At 48.9% G+C, this 21,842-nt stretch carries 21 protein-coding genes; 15 read left to right on the top strand and 6 right to left on the bottom strand.

The genetic code is table 11. The annotated features are described in order from the left end of the window. Window positions 1-60: 60 nt before the first annotated feature. Genes PGS25_RS01010 through PGS25_RS00985 form a run of 6 tightly spaced genes read left to right on the top strand, consistent with a single transcriptional unit; the run spans window position 61 to window position 8,153 of the window. A complete protein-coding gene (locus tag PGS25_RS01010; RefSeq protein WP_117492376.1) occupies window positions 61-966 on the top strand; it encodes a radical SAM protein in 906 nt (301 codons plus the stop codon). Window positions 967-982: 16 nt separating this feature from the next. Next, window positions 983-1,378, top strand: coding sequence for a conjugal transfer protein (locus PGS25_RS01005; RefSeq protein WP_117492374.1), 396 nt, complete (start codon window positions 983-985; stop codon window positions 1,376-1,378). Continuing rightward, window positions 1,362-3,809, top strand: coding sequence for an ATP-binding protein (locus PGS25_RS01000; RefSeq protein ID WP_117492372.1), 2,448 nt, complete (start codon window positions 1,362-1,364; stop codon window positions 3,807-3,809). Before PGS25_RS01005 ends, PGS25_RS01000 begins: the two co-directional genes overlap by 17 nt. Then, the gene (locus PGS25_RS15690) at window positions 3,806-6,229 is read left to right on the top strand and encodes a CD3337/EF1877 family mobilome membrane protein (RefSeq protein WP_382737126.1); all 2,424 of its coding nucleotides are present in this window, start codon (window positions 3,806-3,808) and stop codon (window positions 6,227-6,229) included. The genes PGS25_RS01000 and PGS25_RS15690 overlap by 4 nt, the downstream gene beginning before the upstream one ends. After that, window positions 6,226-7,227 carry a bifunctional lytic transglycosylase/C40 family peptidase gene (locus PGS25_RS00990; RefSeq protein WP_117492370.1) on the top strand — a complete coding sequence of 334 codons (1,002 nt, stop codon included), beginning with the start codon at window positions 6,226-6,228 and terminating at the stop codon, window positions 7,225-7,227. The genes PGS25_RS15690 and PGS25_RS00990 overlap by 4 nt, the downstream gene beginning before the upstream one ends. A 23-nt stretch (window positions 7,228-7,250) precedes the next feature. Continuing rightward, entirely contained in the window at window positions 7,251-8,153 is a 903-nt protein-coding gene (locus tag PGS25_RS00985; protein WP_117492395.1) for a conjugal transfer protein, read from the top strand. Between the two features lie 45 nt (window positions 8,154-8,198). Here PGS25_RS00985 and PGS25_RS00980 read toward each other — a convergent pair whose 3' ends face one another. Genes PGS25_RS00980 through PGS25_RS00970 form a run of 3 tightly spaced genes read right to left on the bottom strand, consistent with a single transcriptional unit; the run spans window position 8,199 to window position 9,420 of the window. Further along, window positions 8,199-8,639, bottom strand: coding sequence for a hypothetical protein (locus PGS25_RS00980; protein ID WP_110436182.1), 441 nt, complete (start codon window positions 8,637-8,639; stop codon window positions 8,199-8,201). An 11-nt stretch (window positions 8,640-8,650) separates the two neighbouring features. Continuing rightward, window positions 8,651-9,046 (bottom strand): hypothetical protein, encoded by a 396-nt coding sequence (locus PGS25_RS00975; protein WP_110436183.1) that lies wholly within the window; start codon window positions 9,044-9,046, stop codon window positions 8,651-8,653. Further along, window positions 9,043-9,420 carry a PadR family transcriptional regulator gene (locus tag PGS25_RS00970; protein WP_158574423.1) on the bottom strand — a complete coding sequence of 126 codons (378 nt, stop codon included), beginning with the start codon at window positions 9,418-9,420 and terminating at the stop codon, window positions 9,043-9,045. The genes PGS25_RS00975 and PGS25_RS00970 overlap by 4 nt, the downstream gene beginning before the upstream one ends. A gap of 198 nt (window positions 9,421-9,618) precedes the next feature. Between PGS25_RS00970 and PGS25_RS00965 the strand changes: the two genes are divergently transcribed. The 4 genes from PGS25_RS00965 (at window position 9,619) to PGS25_RS00950 (ending at window position 12,295) form a co-directional block, all read left to right on the top strand. Continuing rightward, on the top strand, window positions 9,619-10,044 hold the full coding sequence (locus tag PGS25_RS00965; protein WP_147323851.1) for a hypothetical protein: 426 nt from the start codon (window positions 9,619-9,621) through the stop codon (window positions 10,042-10,044). A 109-nt stretch (window positions 10,045-10,153) separates the two neighbouring features. Further along, on the top strand, window positions 10,154-10,978 hold the full coding sequence (locus tag PGS25_RS00960; protein WP_110436185.1) for a hypothetical protein: 825 nt from the start codon (window positions 10,154-10,156) through the stop codon (window positions 10,976-10,978). Further along, complete coding sequence (locus PGS25_RS00955; protein ID WP_118285584.1) at window positions 10,975-11,637, top strand: hypothetical protein; 663 nt, start codon at window positions 10,975-10,977, stop codon at window positions 11,635-11,637. Before PGS25_RS00960 ends, PGS25_RS00955 begins: the two co-directional genes overlap by 4 nt. Window positions 11,638-11,665: 28 nt before the next feature. Then, entirely contained in the window at window positions 11,666-12,295 is a 630-nt protein-coding gene (locus PGS25_RS00950) for an ABC transporter ATP-binding protein (RefSeq protein ID WP_117555250.1), read from the top strand. 30 nt (window positions 12,296-12,325) lie between these two features. Here the strand turns inward: PGS25_RS00950 and PGS25_RS15685 are convergent, their stop codons facing one another. Next, a complete protein-coding gene (locus tag PGS25_RS15685; protein WP_110437197.1) occupies window positions 12,326-12,760 on the bottom strand; it encodes an ImmA/IrrE family metallo-endopeptidase in 435 nt (144 codons plus the stop codon). Between the two features lie 41 nt (window positions 12,761-12,801). Next, window positions 12,802-13,227 (bottom strand): helix-turn-helix domain-containing protein, encoded by a 426-nt coding sequence (locus PGS25_RS00945; RefSeq protein WP_117492477.1) that lies wholly within the window; start codon window positions 13,225-13,227, stop codon window positions 12,802-12,804. Between the two features lie 180 nt (window positions 13,228-13,407). Here PGS25_RS00945 and PGS25_RS00940 point away from each other — a divergent pair, with 180 nt between their 5' ends. The 4 genes from PGS25_RS00940 to PGS25_RS00925 all read left to right on the top strand — a co-directional run bounded on the left by PGS25_RS00940 (window position 13,408) and on the right by PGS25_RS00925 (window position 20,156). Continuing rightward, window positions 13,408-13,647 (top strand): helix-turn-helix domain-containing protein, encoded by a 240-nt coding sequence (locus PGS25_RS00940; protein ID WP_117492475.1) that lies wholly within the window; start codon window positions 13,408-13,410, stop codon window positions 13,645-13,647. A 712-nt stretch (window positions 13,648-14,359) separates the two neighbouring features. Continuing rightward, complete coding sequence (locus PGS25_RS00935; RefSeq protein ID WP_117492473.1) at window positions 14,360-14,713, top strand: type II toxin-antitoxin system PemK/MazF family toxin; 354 nt, start codon at window positions 14,360-14,362, stop codon at window positions 14,711-14,713. After that, a complete protein-coding gene (locus PGS25_RS00930) occupies window positions 14,697-15,578 on the top strand; it encodes a phosphoadenosine phosphosulfate reductase family protein (RefSeq protein ID WP_118285583.1) in 882 nt (293 codons plus the stop codon). Before PGS25_RS00935 ends, PGS25_RS00930 begins: the two co-directional genes overlap by 17 nt. A gap of 147 nt (window positions 15,579-15,725) precedes the next feature. Continuing rightward, window positions 15,726-20,156 carry an S-layer homology domain-containing protein gene (locus PGS25_RS00925; protein WP_158557315.1) on the top strand — a complete coding sequence of 1,477 codons (4,431 nt, stop codon included), beginning with the start codon at window positions 15,726-15,728 and terminating at the stop codon, window positions 20,154-20,156. A 53-nt stretch (window positions 20,157-20,209) separates the two neighbouring features. On the opposite strand, the gene PGS25_RS00920 is transcribed toward PGS25_RS00925, so the two are convergent. Further along, window positions 20,210-21,409 (bottom strand): S-layer homology domain-containing protein, encoded by a 1,200-nt coding sequence (locus PGS25_RS00920; RefSeq protein WP_117492470.1) that lies wholly within the window; start codon window positions 21,407-21,409, stop codon window positions 20,210-20,212. A gap of 180 nt (window positions 21,410-21,589) precedes the next feature. On the opposite strand from PGS25_RS00920, the gene PGS25_RS00915 reads away from it, so the two are divergent. After that, complete coding sequence (locus tag PGS25_RS00915) at window positions 21,590-21,775, top strand: helix-turn-helix domain-containing protein (RefSeq protein WP_110436195.1); 186 nt, start codon at window positions 21,590-21,592, stop codon at window positions 21,773-21,775. Window positions 21,776-21,842 lie beyond the last annotated feature (67 nt).

Genomic DNA, 21,842 nt, shown 5'->3' with positions numbered 1-21,842 from the left:
CGTGGGCCTCGTTCCTCGCCCCCTTACCCATATATTTTTGGAAAACAGGAGTTAGAACAAATGAATCATACTAAAGATGCCCGCCGTATCGGCCTTGTCGATGTGGACGGGCACAACGGTTTCCCGAACCTTGCGTTGATGCGGATTTCTGCATGGCACAAGGCACTGGGTGATATGGTCGAGTGGTGGGACGGGATGCTGCCCTATGACCGCATCTATATGAGCAAGGTGTTTACCTTTTCACCGGATAACGATACGGTCATGCAGTCGGATGAGATCATCAGGGGCGGTACCGGGTACAGGGATTACGGCAGCCTGCCGGAGGAAATAGAAGCCATGCCGCCGGACTACTCGATTTACCCGCGTTACCCGTATGCTGTCGGTTTCCTTACGCGCGGCTGTATCCGTTCCTGCCCGTGGTGTATCGTCCCGCGCAAAGAGGGCGGCATCCGCCCTGCCGCGACATGGCAGGAGATCAAGCGTCCGGACAGCCGGACGATCATTTTTTTGGACAATAATGTGCTGGCGCACGAGCACGGTTTGCAACAGATAGAGGAAATGGGCCATGCGGATGTGAAAGTGGATTTCAACCAAGGGTTAGACACCCGGCTTATTACACCGGAGATCGCCGCAATGCTCGCTAAGCTGCATTGGGTGAAGTATGTGCGGCTGTCCTGTGATACGTCTGATATGCTGCCTGTGATCGCGCAGGCCGTCGCCTATCTGCGGGAAGCCGGTATCGGTACACACCGCCTGTGGTCGTATATGCTGGTGCAGGATGTAGAGGAAGCGTATCACCGCGCGCTTGTCTTGAAAGCATTAGGCATCCAGCCATTCGCACAGCCGTACCGGGACTATGACGGCGGGTGTGAGCCGACAGCAGAACAAAAGCGGTTTGCCCGCTGGGTAAACCGCAAAGAAATATTCTATACCTGCGGCTGGCATGAGTACCGCAGACGGAAATAGAAAGAGGTGCAATGATGTGAAGAAAATACGAAGTTACAGCAGTATCTGGTCTGTTGAGAAAGTCATATACGCGATCAATGATATGCGCCTGCCGTTCCCCATCACCTTTTCGCAAATGGCTTGGTTTGTCGCCTGCGAGTTTGCGGTGCTGGCGCTGGGCGGACTGCCGCCGCTCTCCATGATAGACGGTGCGCTGCTCAAGTATTTCGGTATCCCCGTCGGCGTCACATGGTTTATGAGCCAAAAAACGTGGGACGGCAAGAAGCCGTTCAGCTTTGTCAAGTCGTATACGGCCTACCTGCTGCGCCCTAAACAGACCTTTGCAGGCAAGGCAGTAAAATTCCGCAAGGAGAAAACAGGACAGCCCATTACGGCGGTTAGGAGCGTGATAATAGATGCAGTATCCGATTAAATATATCGAAAACAACCTTGTCTGGAACCATGACGGGGAATGCTTCGCATACTATGAGCTTATCCCATACAACTACTCGTTTTTAAGTGTGGAACAGAAAGAAGCGGTACACGATGCGTTCCGTCAGCTTATCGCCCAGAACAGGGACGGCAAGATACACGCCCTGCAGATCAGCACGGAATCCAGCATCCGTGCGGCGCAGGAGCGTTCCAAGGCGTATGCTTCCGGCAACCTGCGGGAAGCGGCGCTGCGCCGCATAGACGGACAGACGGAAGCCCTTGTCTCCATGATCGGGGAAAATCAGGTGGACTACCGGTTCTATATCGGCTTCAAGCTGCTGCTGAACGAGCAGGACAGCGGGAATATCGGCCGTCAGGCGGCAAATATCTTTTCCGGTTTCCTGCGGGATGTGAACCATACCCTGATGGGTGATTTCGCATCCATGCCGAATGATGAAATACTGCGCTATCAGAAGATGGAAAAGCTGCTGGAAAGCAAGATTTCGCGCCGGTTTAAGGTGCGGCGGTTGGATAAGGATGATTTCGGCTATCTGCTGGAACACCTGTACGGGAAAAGCGGCACCGCGTATGAGGACTATGAATTTCATTTGCCCAAAAAGAAATTAAAGGGTGAAACGCTTGTCAAGCGGTACGACCTGATCAAGCCCACGCGCTGCCTGATGGAAGAATACGGGCGGTACCTGCGCATATCGCATGATGACTGTGAGGCGTATACTGCTTATTTCACGATCTCGGATGTGGTCGGGGAGCTGGATTTCCCGTCGTCCGAGATTTTCTATTATCAGCAGCAGCAATTCACGTTCCCCGTCGATACCAGCATGAATGTTGAGATCATCACCAACAAGAAAGCCCTGTCCACTGTCCGCAATAAGAAAAAGGAATTAAAGGATTTGGACAACCATGCGTGGGAAAGCGGGGACGAGACCAGCACATCAATTGCGGAAGCACTGGACAGTGTGAATGAGCTGGAAACCGAACTGGGGCAAAGCAAGGAAGCCATGTACAAGCTGTCCTATGTGGTGCGCGTCACCGCGCCGGACGAGGAAGAACTCAAGCGGCGGTGCAATGCGGTACGGGATTTCTACGACGATATGAACGTCAAGCTGGTGCGCCCGGTGGGTGATATGATCGGCCTGCACCATGAGTTTATCCCGGCAAGTAAGCGGTATATGAACGACTATATCCAGTATGTTACGAGTGATTTCCTTGCGGGTCTCGGTTTCGGCGCGGCGCAGATGCTCGGGGAAAAGGACGGTATCTATCTTGCCTATGGCGTGGACACCGGCCGGAATGTGTATTTGCAGCCCGCGTTGGCCAGCCAGGGCGTGAAAGGCTCGGTCACAAACGCGCTGTCTGCGGCGTTCCTCGGCTCGCTCGGCGGCGGCAAGAGCTTTGCCAATAACCTGCTGGTGTATTACGCGGTGCTGTACGGCGCGCGGGCGCTGATCGTAGACCCGAAAGCGGAGCGCGGGAACTGGAAGCGTGATTTCCCTGAGATCGCGGACGAGATCAATATTGTCAACCTGACCTCGGACGAGCGCAACCGTGGGATGCTGGACCCCTATGTCATCATGCGCCGCCCCAAGGACGCGGAAAGTCTTGCGATAGATATTCTCACGTTTTTAACCGGCATTTCCTCGCGGGATGGCAACCACTTCCCCATCCTGCGGCGGGCGGTGCGCACGGTCACGAACAGCAAACGGCGCGGCCTGTTCTGTGTCATTGAGGAATTACGCAAAGAGGGTTCACCGCTTGCGGTGAGTATCGCAGACCATATTGAGAGCTTCACGGACTACGACTTTGCGCACCTGCTGTTTTCGGATGGGAACATCAAAAAGTCCATCAGCCTTGAAAAGCAGCTCAATATCATACAGGTGGCCGATCTGGTGCTGCCGGACAAGGGTACTTCGTTTGAGGAATTTACGACGATGGAGCTTTTGTCTGTCGCCATGCTCATTGTTATCAGCACCTTTGCGCTGGATTTCATCCATACGGACAGGAGCGTGTTCAAGATCGTGGATTTGGATGAAGCATGGTCGTTCCTGAACGTGGCGCAGGGCAAGACGCTGGCAAACAAGCTGGTACGTGCAGGCCGCGCCATGAATGCAGCGGTGTATTTCGTCACGCAGAACGCGGCAGACCTCGCGGACGAAAGTCTGAAAAACAATATCGGTCTGAAATTCGCGTTCCGCAGTACGGACATTGTGGAGATCAAAAAGACGCTGGAATTTTTCGGCCTTGACCCTGAGGACGAGGGTAACCAGAAGCGGCTGCGGAACCTCGAAAACGGACAATGTCTGATGCAGGACTTATACGGGCATGTGGGCGTCGTGCAGTTCCATCCGGTGTTTGCGGATTTCCTGCATGGGTTTGACACAAAGCCGCCGATGAAAGCCGGGGTGGCAGTATGACGTACGGGAGATATAATTTCAGACAGATAAAGCGTACAGCGGTTGCCTTGCTGATGATAACGGCAATCGCTGTTTTGCTGTTTACTGCTTTTTGCCCGTCTGCGGGCGCGGTGGGGCTGGTGGATGATAGTGTGGATGCGGCGCACGAGTACAGCCGCTACCCGCTGGAAAATTACCAGCTTGACTTCTACGTTGACAACGGGTGGGATTGGCTGCCGTGGAACTGGATAGACGGCATCGGCAAGCAGGTCATGTACGGCCTGTACTGCATCACCAACTTTATCTGGACGATCAACCTGTATCTTTCCAACGCATCCGGCTATCTGGTGCAGGAAGCATACGGGCTGGATTTTATTTCAGATGCGGCGGACGAGATCGGCCGGAACATTCAGTCTATCGCAGGCATTTCGCCCAGCGGACTTTCTTCGGATGGGTTTTATGCGGGATTCCTCCTGCTGATTATCCTGATTGTTGGCGCGTATGTGGCTTATGTTGGTCTGATAAAAAGGGAAACCACAAAGGCCGTACGCGCGGTGATGAACATGGTGATGATCTTCGTGCTGTCCGGTGCGCTGATCGCCTATGCGCCGGACTGTGTGAAGCGCCTGAACGAGTTTTCCGAGGACGTCAGCACAGCGAGCCTTTCGGTTGGGACAAAGATCGTCCTGCCGGACGCGGAGAACAGCGGCGCGGACAGTGTGGATTTGATACGGGACAGCCTGTTTTCCATCCAGGTAAAGCAGCCGTGGCTGCTTCTGCAATTCGGCGATACGGACACGGACGCGGTAGGCGAAGAACGCATTGATAACATCCTATCCGCGAGCCCCAGTGAAAACAATGGCGAGGATCGGGAAAACGCAGTCAAGGCCGAGATCGAGGACAACGGGAATACAAACCTCACGGTTACGAAAACGGTGAACCGGCTCGGCACAGTGTTTTTCCTGTTCCTGTTTAATATCGGCATTTCGGTGTTCGTGTTCCTGCTTACCGGCATGATGATCTTCTCGCAGGTGCTTTTCATCATCTATGCGATGTTCCTGCCGGTGTCGTTTGTGCTCAGCATGGCGCCGACGTTCGAGGGCAGCAGCAGGCGCGCGGTAATCAAGCTGTTCAATACGATCCTGGCGCGGGCGGGTATTACGCTTGTCATCACGGTGGCTTTCAGCATTTCCACGATGCTGTACCGCATTGCAAGCGGCTATCCGTTTTTTATCATTGCGTTTTTGCAGGTGGTCGTGTTCGCGGGGATCTATTTCAAGCTGGGCGACCTGCTCAGCATATTCTCCCTCCATGACGACGGTGCCCGCGGCATGGGCAGGTATATCATGCACCGCCCGCGGATGTTCCTGCACCATCAGCTTCACAGGCTCAACCGTACCATGCGCGCGGCGACGGCCAGCAGACCGAATGATGGCGGCAGTGCGCAGAACAGCCGTTCCAGCAGCGCATCAGGGGGAGCATACCGGTACCGCAGTAACCGGCCGAACGGTGGAAGCAGCGGGGCATCACAGCCGGGTGCTGTACACAGTTTACCGGAAACATCTGCAAAGGAGATTACGTCTGGTGGGGTATCCCATACAGAGGGCTATGCGGATAAAGCCGTTTCGGCTGATGCAGAGAACCGCAGACCGGATGCCCCTGCGGTTTATCTGCTTGGCGCAGCGCGGCAAGTATCCGGACAGTCCGAAACGGATATGCCGCGGCAGGCAGCAGATTCGGATAGTGCAGCGCCGGACAGTGCGCACAGGGCGACAGAAAGCAATGCGCGCCCGATGGCAGTCCCGGTTTCTCACAACTATGATATTTCGGATAGGAAAAATATGAAACAGGCGGAGCAGTCGTCCATACACGCAAGGCCGGCCGTAGCAGCTCCAGCGGCAAAGCCGGTGCAGGAGGAAGGGCAGCGGACAGCGGCAAAACAGCCTGCCCCGCCACAGCAGGAGCGCCCTGTCAGCCCGGTACACAGTACAGAGACACAGCCGCATGAGCGTCCGGCAGCGGTGGCAGCGCCGAAACTCGTATCATCTACAGGTAATGCGTCAAGCAATCCAGCGCCGCACAAGCGTCCGCTGGCAGCACAGCCGGTAAGTACAGTCCAACAGGCCGCGCCGCAGACAGAAGCGGCAAAGCAGCCCGTCCATGTCGGGATCCGGAGGACGGATGCAGTAAACCGTCCGGCTGTGCGGCAGGACGCAGAGGGCAAGCCTGTTATGCCTATGCAGGAAAACCATGCCGCGCGGGAACAGGACAAACCGGCGGTTTCGCGGCCTGCGGTGAAGGGTTCGGTTGTATCAAAGCGGGCTTCCGCAAAAGGGAAGGCGGGAAAGGCACAGCGGAAAAATGCTTCCTCTCCGAAAAACAGGGGGGATAGCAATACCAGCCGTACAGACAGCACGAAGGACGGGGGCGGCGGCAGATGAAACTGAAATATCTTGCGCTGCCCCTTGCAGGGCTGTTTGCCGCCTTTTTCTGCCTGCTCCTGTTGGTTGCCCTCCTGTTTGCATCAGACGAGGACGGCGGCAGGGGCGGCATTTACTATGGCGGCGCAAACCTGTCTGCCGAGGTGCTGGCGCACAGGCCGATGGTGGAGCGGTACGCGGCGCAGTACGGCATTTCCGAGTACGTCGATGTCCTGCTTGCGATCATGCAGGTGGAATCCGGCGGTACGCTGGAGGACGTGATGCAGTCGTCAGAATCTATGGGCCTGCCGCCAAATTCTCTGGATACAGAAAGCTCAATCCGGCAGGGCTGTGAGTATTTCTCGGAGCTGCTTGCCAAGGCGGACCGGCTCGGCTGCGATCTGGACAGCGTGATACAGGCGTACAACTACGGCGGCGGGTTTCTGGATTATGTAGCGTCGCACGGCGGCAAGTACAGCTTCGAACTGGCGCAGGCGTTTGCAGAGGAAAAGTCCGGCGGGGTGCGTGTTACCTACAAGAATGAAATATCCATCGCGGAAAACGGCGGCTGGCGCTACAACTACGGCAATATGTTCTATGTCCGGCTGGTATCGGAGTATTTGTATGCCGCACAGTTTGATAACGAGACCGTAAATGCGATCATGAATGAAGCACTGAAATACCAGGGCTGGGAATATGTCTACGGCGGTGCGTCCCCGACAACATCCTTTGACTGCTCCGGCCTGACGCAATGGTGTTATGGCGTGGCGGGTATCACGCTGCCGCGCACCGCACAGGCGCAGTATGACGTGACCCGGCACATCCCGTTCGGGGACGCCCAGCCCGGCGATCTGGTGTTCTTTCAGGGGACGTATAACTGCGGCGATTATATCACGCACGTTGGGATTTATGTGGGCGATAACCGGATGTACCACGCAGGAAACCCGATCGGGTTTGCAGATTTGACCAGCGCCTATTGGCAGGCGCATCTGGTCTGTGCCGGACGGGTAGGACAATGAATGACGAAAGGCAGGAAAATGATATGTTCCAGAATAGAAACAAAAGTCAGGAGAAACAGAAAAAACCGCGTGTCCTCAGCATTGGGACGCGGCGGCCGGTGGTGATCGCGCTGTGGGCGCTGCTTATCTGCGCGTTTGCTTTCGCGGTGTATAAGGATTTTACAGCGGTGGATACGCATACCGTCCATGAAACGACGGTAGTGCAGGAGGAAGTCACGGACACGAATGCAATAGAGAGCTTTGTGACCAATTTCGCCAAGGTGTATTACTCATGGGAACAGTCTGCGGCTTCAATAGAGCAGCGCACGGAAAATCTGAAATATTATCTCACGGACGAGCTGCTGACCCTGAACGTGGACACGGTGCGCAGTGATGTGCCGGTATCTTCTAAAGTGGAAGATGTGCAGATTTGGTCTGTGGAAGAAATTGGGGATAAAGTGTATAAAATTGTCTATTCTGTGTCGCAAAATGTCATAAACGGGGAGGAAAGCAGTGTTATAACGTCTGTTTATGAGGTTTCCGTGTATGTGGACGATGCGGGCGATATGGTCATCATCCAGAGCCCTACAATCACGGGCAAGCCCCAAAAGTCCGGCTACGTTCCTGAAACTGCCGAGCCGGACGGTACGGTATCCGCGGAAGAAACTACGGAGATCACAGAGTTTTTGACCACGTTTTTCACGCTGTACCCAACGGCGACGGAACAGGAGCTTTCTTATTATGTCAGCGGTGGTGCGCTGCCGGTGATTGGGAACGACAGCTATGTGTTTGCGGGGCTGGTGAATCCGGTCTTTACCAAGAACGGCGATGCTGTGACGGCGAATGTGGCGGTGCAGTATCTTGACCAGCGGACGGGTATGACGCAGGTGTCGCAGTTTACGTTGCATCTGCGGCAGGTTGAGGGGAATTGGAAAATCAGTTGTTAATATTAGAAAAACCATCCGTCCAATGGGCGGATGGTTTCCTTTTTATCAGTCATAGCTGATTTTACCGTTCTTATCACAGGTTATAGACATAGTGAGTTTTTTCCCGCCTGCATAATTGAAAGTGCAGTAGCCGGATACTTTGTTCCCCGACCGCGACGAATCGCCGGAATAACCATACGAGGAGGAAGCGGACCAGCTATCGGCCGTTGCCTTAGAAGTTACAGTATCATACTGAAATGTTCCATTCAAATAGAACGTGCCGATATAGGTGTTTCCATGATAAGCATCAGCTTTAGATGTTGCGGTTTTCTGATAAATGGCTCTGGTTGCTGCTTCGGGAACATACTCAGTTAGCGTTACTTTCAGGTAATAGCCGTCTCCACAATCAATAATTGTGGTGTTGGAAACATCAGCAGCAAAGGCTGGAATTGTAAAACATACAAGCATAAGAACTGCTAAAACTATGGAACAAATACGCTTTTTCAAAATGAAGCCTCCTAATTTTCTAACATTTCATCAGAAATAAGTTGCCCGTCGCTTTCTGTGTTAGAACGAGTAAAATAGAAATCTCCGCGTATAACTTGCTGTGCATGTATGTAATATGCAGCCAGCAATAGTAACAATACGATTAAAATGCCTATTACGAGAGTAATGACAAATCGATGCTTGCGCTTGCTAACAGCAATTTCAGTCTCGTCAACGCTTTCCAGCAGTTGTTCTGCAATCTGCTCAGGATTACCAACTTTTGCACATAGTTCGTTGTATGACAATTCCGAATAAGCCGATAATTCCTGTTTCAATCCGTTCAATAACTTGGAGCGTGTTGCTTTAGAACAGATTAGTTTGCGGGAAACTGCACGTACATATTGACGCACAATCTTATCCTCCATCATGCGTTGCCACCTCCGGTGTTTTGATGAATTTGCTGTATCGCTTTAGACATTTCAGCATAAACGGCCTCTATCTGTCGCAAATACGATATCCCATCGGAAGTGATTTCGTAATACTGGCGGACACGGTTATCGTCTGAAATCGCTTTTTGGCCTTCGCACACATACCCTTGAGATAACAGGCGTTGGATTACAGGATAGAGCAGAGAAATAGTATATCTGCCATCACTGCGTTTAGATATCTCTCGCATCATCTCATAGACATACATTGGTTGCTCAGATAGCAACAAAAGCACGAGCAAGGGATTCAATGCGCGTTTGAAGTAATCTGCAAAGGAGTGGCCAGTATCCTTGGTAGATTTGCTTTCCTTTTTCATGGCGCCACCAAACATGTTTGTTGAAATTATACTATCACATCATTTCAGTTTCGTCAATATTTAGTATTGCTTAATAATTTGCATTTATATATAATTGGATTATCAAATTACATCATATAAAACAGTTTTTTACAAAGGGGTGATAGAAGAATATACTTTAGGAAGATTTACTATCTAATCGAGAAAGAAGGGTGAAGTATGTATAGTAAATGTAAAAGAATGGTTGGTTTATTACTGATCTGTGTCCTTGCATTGGGAGTTTCAGCCGCTGCGTTTGAAACGCAGATAGAGCCTCGTGATAATTGGCATGATTATACCGGTGAGCTTCCGGCGGATACTGGTGATGTGGAAGTTTCAACAGTTAAAAAGGCATATACAAACAACTATTTTGCTGTGTCTTGCAAATCATCGCGATCCGGATTAGGTTCTGTAAATGTTTGGACTGAAACCGGTTGGGGGGTAAATGCTTCATCTCCCAATCACCCCATTACCGCAAATGGAATAATTAATAATGTGAATTATACTAACAAACCGTCTATTCAAACTGAAGTCACACTGAATATTGATAATAATAGCGTTACCTCTACCACTTATCCAATTGAGGGTAGGTGGTCTCCATACTAAGCGTATTGCTATTATGAATTTAAGTTAAACGTATTGTATAACATATTATATGAAGATACCTTGGGGAGTGCTTATATGGCGACTTCCCAAGGTTATTTATGAGGTTAATATGAGTTGCTTAAGAATAGATATCAAAAGGTTATATAATTCAATTACTGTAAGGATAGTTTTGGGTGTGCTGTTTTTTTTAGCAATTGTAGATCCCTTATATTCTCGTTTTTTAACGCTTGATTCTATGTTTGCTTCATACTATGGAATCAACGCTTACCAGTATTGGCTTTTCAACTTTCCCGGTGGCATTGGATTTAAAGTTTATCATGCACTGTTTTTACTTCTTCCTGTATTATCGACTGGTTTTATTCTATTTTATGATCAGAAAACCTCTTTCAAAATATATAACATTGTTAAACAAGGTAGAGCAATATATTTGACTTCCAAGGTTATATCTGTGTTTCTTGTTACAATGGTAAACTCAATTGTCTCTTTTTCTATAAATATTTTAATAACATTTTCCATATTTCCACAAAATTCGATCATGACAGATGTCTATCGGATGTTTATTCCTATTGAACATTCTGCAGCAAATTTTTTTTACGAAATTTCACCTGTTTTATCAGCAGTTTTTTTCGCATTTTTAAATTCCCTGGCACTGTCTGTATTGGCGGCTTTAACTGTTATTATACATATGATATTTAGATTTCCAAACATATATGTGGCTTTTTTCGTTCCCTCTATTTTATGCCTATTAATAACTTATGGAAGTGACTTTTTACTACCTAAACGTTTTGTCTTACGAAATTTTTTGCAGCCGTTGAATTCGTGTTACGAAGGAGCTGCGCAGCTTAAGGACATACTATTGGTTTTAAGTGGATATTTTATTCTCGAAATATTATTATTTACGATTGCTTATAGAAGAAATAGGGATATAATATGATTCTATTTAGTCACAAAAGTAAATATTTTATTTGGGTGGGATTCCTTTACTTTATATTCCCGTTATTATGTATTTCTTTTTTTGCTGATACGCAAGATTTGTGGTTCAAAAACATTTTCTCAGACAAAACATTTGTTATGCTTATTATGCCTGCATTTGTGCTTGGTGCTGTCATAATAGATTCTTCTATCAGTCCAGTTATTATGGTACGTACAAAAAATAAGTTACATTCATTTACTTTGTTGCGTGATCAGCAGTATTGGTTTGCAATAATTTATACCATTATTTGGATGCTTTCTATCATTTTCATTACTCAGATTATTTTCGGAAAAATTTATGCAATATCCTTTTGGGGGTTAATTAGAGAATTTGCAAGATGTATTTGTGGATTTATTATATTTATAAATATATCTTTAATTATAAAAGTAAAATGCAAGAAAAAATATATGGCAGCATCATATATTGTAGTCTATATTTTTTTTACTGCAGAAATTTTTTCGATTGTTCCACTATTAAATAAGTTTTTCCCAATTAATATATATTTGATCTTTAGCTGGTTATTTAGAGATACTATAATAAGTTATTTAGTTATCGCCGGCTGGATAAGTGTTACATATTATCTTGGAAGAAAATCGTCCAAAAATATGGATGTCCTTTAAATGATAATAGTGTTGGAAAGAGGATATTATGCTTATTAAATTACAAGATGCTACAAAAATACTTGATCACAGATTTGTAATTAATAATATAAATTTTGAGTTTAAAAGTGGAAATATTTATGGGATTGTTGGACAAAATGGTAGTGGAAAGACAATGCTTCTACGAGCTATAGCAGGGCTAATCTGTTTAAATCGTGGTACTATTACTGTAGATGGCAAAGTTTTGAATAAAGATATATCTTTCCCGCCTGATATAGGAATCATTATTGAAAAGCCTGAACTATTACCATATCTTAGCGGGTTAGAGAATTTAAAATTACTTGCAGAGATAAGAAACATAATATCTTATGATGATATTAAGCATTATATGGATAAATTCGGATTAAATTTCAACTCCAAGCAGATTGTAAAAAAATATTCTTTGGGAATGAAACAAAAATTAGGAATTATTCAAGCAATTATGGAGGATCCTTCCTTACTTCTTCTTGACGAACCATTCAATGCGCTTGATGCAGAGTCGGTAGATATTTTGCGAAGTATATTACTTCAATACAAAGAACAGGGAAAATTAATCATTTTAACTTCCCATCATCAAGAAGATATAATGTCAGTCTGTAATCAAGTTATCCATTTACAGGATGGATGCATATTAAACTGATAGCAAAAATATCATAAAGATAATGCCGCTTCAAGATGAGGCGGCATCATTTCTGTTATAAGTGGTTATAATGTATTCTACTAATTCCGGCGTTAGTCCGCATATATCGGCTATTTGATAAAGAGTATAGCCGCATTGAGCATAGTCCTGAATCTCAGTTGCTGGATGCAACAGCAGCGCCATAAAACGGTTCGCTTCTGTTTCCAGCTTGTTTACAGAATAGAGCGTGTTTGCTCTCAGAAATGGTGTATTGCTTTTCGGGTGTAAGATTGCATGTCCTAATTCGTGCGCGCATACTTGCCGCTGTCGCTCTTTTGAAAGGTCTTGATTGATATGTATGAACTTGATTCTGTGTGTGCGGCTGTAATATCCTCTGATACTTCCAAGGGGTTCGTGGAGAACTCGAATACCGAGTTTTGCAGCGATTGTGAACGGGTCTCTGGTATCACATTTTCGGCATAACATATCGACCTTATGCTTTATTGACAATATGCAGCACCTCTATTTCATTTCCGGTACTTTTTTGGAGTAAACTTTTGCTTGGCAATCCGTTTGGAAATTTCAAGCTGGTTTTGCAGGCTAATGCGCAGGAGTTCCCGCGTTTCATCGTCGATTGGCTCACCATCAAACATCAGGCTTGCTTCGGCGTCGCCAAGATCACCTAAAATCATATCCAGTCTTTTTGCTATGTCACGCTCGTCCCGCCTTGTCAGGACGGGCGTTTCTTTTTGCTCCATGTTAAGTAAAAATTCAATCGGCACATTTAGGTAATCGGCAATTTTTGAAAGGTTTTTAGTAGAAAGGTTTTTCTTTCGTCCCACTTTGAGATCGGACAGCGATGCACGGCTTATTTTACATTGCCTGCATAGCTCTGTAACTGTAATTCCTTTTTCCGCGCACAATGCAGCTATTTTGTTGTACAACTCTGACATAAAATCACCCGTCCATTTGTAGTATATGCCAAAATTACGTAAAAACGAAATTTTACACGTTGACACTTACGCGACAGAATAATATAATTCACTCATAGATTTCGCTAAAACGTAATTTATAGAACAAATATATAATATTACACTTTTATGTAAATGTCAATAGAAAGGAAGTAGTTGACCATGAAAAAAAGGGAACTTTGCTCGTTTGGTAAAAAAATTAACCATCGGCTTATTGCTCTTGAGCAAAGCAAAGGCTGGCTGATCGAAGAAGTCAAGCGGCACACAGGGTTATATTTTGACCGCTCCTATCTTCGCAAAATCGAAACCGGACAGCTTGCGACGCCGAAAATCGTGGATGCGATATGCGAAATACTTGGCATCGCTGTTCAGGGTGATTATACCAAAAGGAAAGACCAATAAAATGTACTTTTTGAAAAAGGAAAGCGGATTACATATGCACCTTGAAAATTGAATATACAGGCAGCAGATACAAAACTGTTTGCGCCGAGCTGCGGTACCCATGCGCGGGGACGCCGGACAAGTCCGGCAGAGCGGTAAACCATGACGGTACGAAATACGGGGCGGCACCCGTAAAGCGACGACACGCAGACAGATAATGAGACTTCCGCCCAGCCACAGACACAAGCAATGGGGGCGGCTGATGTGAGAACCACGCAGAGGTAAAACGGCCTATGGAATCGTTCGCCAGCGATCATCTGTCTGCTTCCCCACAAGCCGGGGCGTTGAGAACAAATAGGCTTGGCAGCAGGAAAGGATGTGTCTAAAGTGTTTTAAGGTTTTGCGGCAGACGGGAGATTACTGTCTGTCGCGCGTACATCACAACAAGCAGACAGGATGTGAATGAAATGCCAGATTGGGAAATCCAACCAAAGAAACATAAATACGAGGTTGGCGAACGTGTATTAGTGCGGCCCGCAATCATAGATTGTATCTGGGCAAAAACCAGTTGCCGTAAGACCGTACCTGCTACTGTTATCTTTGTCCATCCGGACGACCGGTTCATTGTAGCAGAATATCAGGTATGTGCTTCGTTCTTTGGCAGGACGGTATCTACGATACGGGAAAGTTTTTTAATTCCAAAAGTTCAGTGTTTGGAGTGGGAGTGAAATAAATGTATAAACGTGGTGATGTGTTTTGGGCTGATCTCAGTCCTGTTATTGGTTCAGAACAGGACGGCGTGCGTCCTGTTGTAATTTTGCAAAATGATATTGGAAACAAATACTCGCCTACGGTGATTGTAGCGCCGCTTACAAGCAATTTGCATCGGGACAAGCATCTTGTTACTCATGTGCCCGTCTGTATGCAGGGCTTGCCGCAATATTCGGTTGTGTTGTTAGAACAGATACGGACAGTAGATAAAGCACGACTGGGGAATTTTGTCGGTGTAATGGATAAAGAGACATTGAATAAGATTGATGAAAGTGTGATGTGCAGTTTGGGGCTGACGGATGGATTTAGAACATAGAGCAATCGCCCGTCTGCGGTTGGCAGCGGAAATGAGCGAAGCCTATTACGGTAAGCCATTGATTATTACAGTGAGTGGCGGGAAAGACAGCGATATATGCCTGTACCTTGCCGCCGCTTCCGGTATCCGCTATGAGGTCATGCACAACCATACCAGCGTGGATGCACCGGAGACTGTATACCACGTGCGCGAGCAGTTCCGGCGTTTGGAGCTCGCCGGTGTGAAATGTACTGTCAATTACCCGACTTACAAGGGCGTACCGGTCAATATGTGGATGCTTATACCGCAAAAGCTGATGCCGCCCACAAGAACAGTAAGATACTGCTGTTCGGTGCTGAAAGAAAGCGGCGGCGCTGGCCGCATGATTACGACGGGTGTCCGCTGGGCGGAAAGCGCCAGCCGCCGTACCAAACGCGGCATTTACGAGAGTATGCCGCACGATCTCAGCAAAAAGGTCATTATCAACAACGATAATGCAGATACCCGCCTTTTGTTCGAGAGCTGCAAATTGCAGGCGAAGCGGGTCTGCAATCCCATTGTGGATTGGTCGGACTATGATGTGTGGTCGTATATCCATGCTGAGAGAATACCGATAAATCCGCTGTATTCGTGCGGCTTCCATAGGGTCGGTTGTGTGGGTTGCCCGATGGCAGGACGTCGAATGCGTCTGTTTGAGTTCGGCCGGTATCCCACGTATCAGCGCGCCTACATCCGTGCCTTTGAGCGAATGCTCGAAGAACGTGTTGCACGCGGCAAGCTCGACAGCACATGGCGTGCTGGGACAACTGGCGAGGATATATTCCGCTGGTGGATGCAGGACCGGAATATCGAGGGACAAATGAAGATTGAGGGCTTTGACGGATAGAGCCCAGGTATGTACCGTGCGGATTCCCGCGCGGTTTTATTATATACACGCCAAATTTCAAGGGGGTGGTTCCAGTGTGCTACTCGGTGCATGGTTAATCCATGCAGTATCGGTTTGGAAATAAGTTTGAGATGGAGGGATGAGGAAATGGATTTTTTGAAGAAACGGCTCAAGCGGCTTACGTCGATGGGGCTGGCATTGCTCTTGTCTGCGTCGGCGTTTCCGGCCACGGCCTTTGCCGCGTCGGACAGCACCAGCACGCTTGCCGAAGTAACGGCAAAGTATATCGACGCGGAAAACGGCAAGGAGATTGCCGAGCAAGAGATATATAGCGTAACACATGAGGAACGGCAGCCGCAGGAAATCGAGAACTACACCTACGTCGATTACACGGAAAACGTCGAGTACGTCTACTCCCATAAGGATCTGACTTATATTGTCGGCTACCCGGACGAAAGCGTGCGGCCGGATGCTTCCATGACCCGTGCAGAAGCAACTACGGTCTTTTACCGTCTCTATGACGGCGAGTATCCAGAGTTTGAGCGCCGCATGTCAAACGGCACGTTCGAGGACGTCAAGACGGATTACTGGTTCTACAAAGAAGTCGAAACGCTGTATAACATTGGAATTGTAGACGGCACGGATGAACACAAATTCTCGCCGGATGCGCCCGTCACCCGCGCGGAGTTTGCCGTCATGGCGGCGCGGTTCGCCAATTTGGACTACGAGGGCGGCAATCTCTTTGACGACGTTCCCAACGGCCATTGGGCGTACAGCTATATCAATGCAGCCGCAAACGCTGGCTGGGTAGAGGGCTACCCGGACGGCAGTTTCCGGCCGGATGAGCCGATCAGCCGTGCCGAGGTCGTGCGGCTGGTAAACGGTATGATTAACCGTAACGTCACGCTGGACAAGCTGAAAGAGCTGGGCATCGAATGTCCGTACAATGATCTGGTTGAGAATCACTGGGGTTACTGCGATCTGATAGAAGCCAGCATTCCGCACAGCGCGGAAGAATGGCACGGCCTCAGCTACAATGACGGTATTTACAACATCATCGTTGAAAAATTCATAGACCAGAACGGCAAGGAACTTGCTGAAACTGTCACCACAGCGGGCAAGGAAGAAAGTTCACCCAAGGTCATCCCGGCATACGAGTACCGCGGCTATATCCGCACGATCGTTTATCAGTACACGAACGGTGATGCGATCCCGTCCATTGAAAAGACGGCGAACGCCAAAACCGCCAATGTAGGCGATACCCTGACCTATACGGTGAAGCTGACGAATGATGAAGCAGCTTCTTCCGCGTGGAAAGAAGTCGTCCTCACCGACGAAATTCCGGACGGCTTGACTTTCGCGGATGGCAGCGTGTACGTAGAAAGCAAGGCGGCAAAGCACTCGTTTGAAAACGGATTGCTTTCTGTCCCTCTGGGCGACATTGCCGCAGGTCAGACGGTTTCAGTCACTTTCAAAGCAACCGTGAACAGCGATATGTACAACCAGACGATCTACAACACCGCAGTCGCCGAGGGCGCAAACGGTATCGTTAAGGATGAAAGCGGTAGCGAAACCGGCAAGTATGAGGACACAGACGACGGTGTTTATATCAACAAGGGCGACACCGCGCCCTATGTGGAAAAACGTGCGGACAAGCCTTCCGCCGAGGTCGGCGATAAGATCACCTATACCGTCACGCTCGGCAACGCAGAGGGTGCCGTTTATGAAATCGAAAACGCTTCCATGACCGACATTATCCCGGCGGAACTGGATTTTGTGGACGGCAGCGTGCAGGTAGACGGTGTAAGTACAGGTTATTCATTCGATAACGAGACCCGTACCCTGACCGTGCCGCTGGACAGAATTGCACCGAATACAAAAACGACGGTTACTTTTGCAGCGACCGTCAATGAATCGGCCTACGGCAAAACAGTTTACAACACTGCGGTCATGTCCGGTGACAATATTTCGGACACCGAGGGCACAGACGACGGTGTTGCCATCGGTGACGGTAAAGCCCGCCCCAGCATTGAGAAGTCGGCGGACAAGTCCTCTGCCAAGGTCGGCGACAAGATCACCTATATTCTGACGCTCTCTAACAGCGAGACCGCGACTGTACCCGTAGAAAATGCGGCCGTTACTGATGTTATCCCTGCTGGCCTGACGTTCGAGTACGGCTCGGTCATGCTGGACGGCAGCGGCACGAGTGATTTCACCTATGATGAAAATACCCGCCTGCTGACGGTAAACGTCGGCAGCATTGAGCCGGATACCAGCCGCACGGTTTCCTTTGTGGCGACCGTCAACGAAGATGCCTACAATACGACGATTCAGAACCTTGCCACCCTGACTTCGGACAACACCGAGCCGGTACAGGACAAGGACGACGGCGTTGTCGTTGCAGACGGTATGACCGACCTGTCCATCAACAAGAGTGTTGATAAATCTTCTGCTCGTGTCGGTGATACTCTGACCTACACGGTACAAGTCTCCAATGGTGCGGGTGCAGAGGTAAATATCCGCGACACGGTGATGCGGGATGCTATCCCGGATGGCCTGACCTTCCGCGGCAACGTCACAGTGGACGGCTACTCAACGGTATATCAGTATGACAATGAAAACCGAACCCTTTCTGTTCCGCTGGATGCGATCGCCCCCGGCCAGACGAAAACTATTTCGTTTGATGTGCTGGTGAACAGTGATGCCTACGGCATGATGATTGAGAACACGGCGGTCGCTTCCGGCAGCAATGCGCCGGATACGGAGGACACGGATGACGGCGTCACCATCGAGAACGGCACGCCGGACGGCCGTGCGGGTGCAAAGTCAGCCAATAAAATGACCGCGCGCGTGGGTGATACAATCACCTACACGATCACGCTGGAAAATAGCGCAATGGCAACGGCGGACTGGACCGGCGTTACCGTGACCGATGCTCTGCCGGATGGTGTGACTTTCACAGGCAACGTCCAGAAAGACGGTCAGGCAACGACGGAATATTCCTACGATTCATCTTCACGCACGCTGACGCTCACGCCTTACGCAATCGCACCGGATACGCAGGTGGTGTACACCTTTGATGTGACGGTAGACGAGGGTATGCAGGGCGAATTTATCGTCAATACGGCTATTCTGACGGATGGCAACGAGCAAACGCCGCTTCCGGATGCAGGCGTGCAGATCAACAAGGGCGAAGCCGACCCGATTGTAACTAAGTCCGCGAGCGTGACCAAAGCTGATATTGGCGATATGTTCACCTATGAGATCACGGTCAAAAATGGCGATAAGGCTACTGCGCCGTGGAAAAACGTCGTGGCATACGACACGCTTCCGGCTGGCGTGAAGTTGATCGGCAACGTGTATCTGGATGGTAAGGTGGCGCTGCATAAGCTGAACGGTAACGCGCTGTCCGTGCTGGTGGGTGATTTGGCTGCAGGCGAAAGCGTAGTAATCTCCTTTGATGTGCAGGTACTTGACACAGCGGCCGGTACGACCCTTCAAAACAGCGTGGATGTGACCGGCGATAACGGCATCGGCACGGCAACAGATGACGGCGTAACCGTACCGGAGGTTGAGCCGCAAAACCCTAATGATGCCACCGGCTTCTATGTCACAAAAGATGTGGATAAGACGGTGGTTGATGTAAGTAAGGATGCCGACGAAGTATCCAGAACGGCAACATTTACGGTTATTGTTGGAAATCACAGTGATATAATGTGGGAAAACGTCGTGCTGAAAGATACGCTGGATACCTCTGTGGTAACGCCTGTTTTGCAAAACAATGTTTATGTGAACGGAGTCCTAAGTAATAAATGGAGTTTTTCAGGCAAGGCATTCACTCTGGAATTGGGTGACATTGCACCCGGCCAATCGCATAAAATTTTGCTTACCGTCCGCTTTAAGAACGATGCAGGCGGCAAGACCTACGTCAACTATGCGACCGGAGAGGGCGATAACGGCAATGCTATCGGAAAGTCGCCGGAAGTTGAAATTATCAGCTCAGTTGCTGATTTGATAACTGATATTCATTATCAGCTTTATAATGGTTATGACGAAAATATGTGGCGACCCGCAGACCGTATTTCACTGCAAGAAGCGTGCATCGTAGCATATCGTCTGATTTCCAACGGCGGGAACACGTGGCTGGACCGTGGCACGGTGACGGTGCCGGACTACGAGTTCAGCATCCCCGAAGAAGCAAAATATTTTGTCTCTATCGGTGTGCTGCCCGCAAGCGTATTCGACACAACGAAAATGACCGAAGATGTTGATTACGAAATCAATTATGAGGTTTCGGAAAAAGGCTATCTGCGAATCTGGGCTACCTCGGAACAGCTTAATACGCTTGTGAAGTATATCACTGGCACGAATGCAGGGCTCAGCGGTGATGTGTCCCGCCTGAATTTTGCCAAGCTGATTTGCCAGCTTACCGGACGGGATACCGACCCGGATACCTCGGCTTACAGCGGCCATATCCAATATTTCACGGATAGTGGTTCTTCTGAGGACCTGATTACTGAAGTCTCGCACGAACACGATTATGTGCTTGACACAGACGGGAATGAGTATTGGATTTAACAATTTTATAGGAAAAGGCAATCCCTCGTTTCGTTGTGAAACGAGGGATTTGCTTACCGATTATTTAATTCTGTTATTGTTAGTTTATCAAAAAGCTGCAAAGCGTACACTTTCTCACCTTGGACATAGGCAGAGACAGCAGTAGTTTTTGAACGGGTGTTGAGCATATTTTCTCGATGACCTTGTGAGCCATACCATTTGTTTAAGTTTTCCTGCGCATTGGTTGTAATTAAACCTATGAGTGCATTTTCAGCATTGCATCCATAACCAACAGATGCGAACACCGAGCCATCCGGTCTTGTATGAGAAATATCCCCGTCTCGTTCGTCAACAATCCAGATTTCGCGGGAACGAGTGTCCGCCCATTCCTGTACTTTCAACGAGTAAGTCAGACGTGGCAAACCGTTTTCTTCGCGCAGGTCGTTGATGGCGTCAAAGGTGGCATTGGACAGGTCATAATCCCAATAGCCGCCGTACTCGTCTACCGCAGATTTGCCGATAGGGCGTAGACTGATTTCATCTGTTACGGTCTGGTTATCGTCTGCGGTTTCGTTGTCGGTATCATCCGGCACAGGCTGTCCGTCTGGTGAAACCGGTGTTTCCGGCTCCGTCGGTTCATTTGCGTCCAAGATGTTTTCCGCGTTCATCAGCATTGTTGCGACTTCGGCACGAGTAGCTGTCCCGTGCGGATTTAACTTTCCGTCCGAGCCGCTGACAATGCCCTTGTTGACGCACCAGCTCATGGCGTTTGTTGCGTAACGGGAAACTGATTGATAGTCCGAGAAATCATAGTATTTATCTGGTATAAAGCCGGTATCTGTATCAAGGCCAAGGTGGTCCGCGTAGCGGTACAGGATGGCCGTAAGCTGCTCGCGGGTGATCGCATCATTCGGGCCGAACTGCGTATCGCTGTACCCGGTAACGAGGTCATTCATGCGCGCCCAGTAGACAGGCGCGCTGTAATAGGCGTTTGTATCTACGTCTGCATAGGGGTATCCCCAGTTGCTTTCGGGCATATCAGGTGAACCTGCCAGTCGGTACAGGATGGTCACGATCATGCCGCGGCTGGTAGTTGCGTTCGGGCTGAACGCCGTATCCGATGTACCATTCATCAGCCCGTTTTCGCAAACATAGTTGACCGCATCGTGATACCAGTCCGACGGACGGACGTCCGAAAAGTTTGAAACATTGGCGGCGCCTGCCGAACAGGTAATAGCTGCCGCACACAAGATAGATGTGATTTCTTTTTTCATAAAGTCATACCCCACAATAAAGAACAGAAAAGTTTATCATGGTTTCATTATATCATGTTGCTGTCCGTTCCGGTAGCGGGCATGGCGCACAAAAACCATGTGGGGATTTTGAATTGCAAACGAGATGCAGTAAATTGTTGCTGCATAGATGATAACCAATACGCAGGAGGGCTGTGGTTTATGGATTATAAAATTTTGACGCAGGACGATTTGCTTGAGTTGTTCCCTTTTGGCAAAACCAAGCTAAAATGCCTGCTGGAAGCAGGCGTATTGCCTGTGGTGAAAGTGGGACGGGATTATTTGACGAATGAACGTGAACTTGACCGGTGGTTTGAAGCAAATAAAGGGAAAGAGATATTTTACTGATTGAATTGCCTTTACAGAGGGACGGCGTTATAATATATGCGTTAGCTGTTTATGCTGCCGCCCCTGT

It is taken from the genome of Butyricicoccus sp. AM78-15b2TA (genome assembly GCF_027665985.1).
In the GTDB taxonomy this organism is placed as follows: Bacteria; Bacillota; Clostridia; order Oscillospirales; family Butyricicoccaceae; genus Agathobaculum; species Agathobaculum butyriciproducens.
Note: the sequence above shows the minus strand (reverse complement) of the source record. Positions and strands in the feature narration are given on the sequence as shown.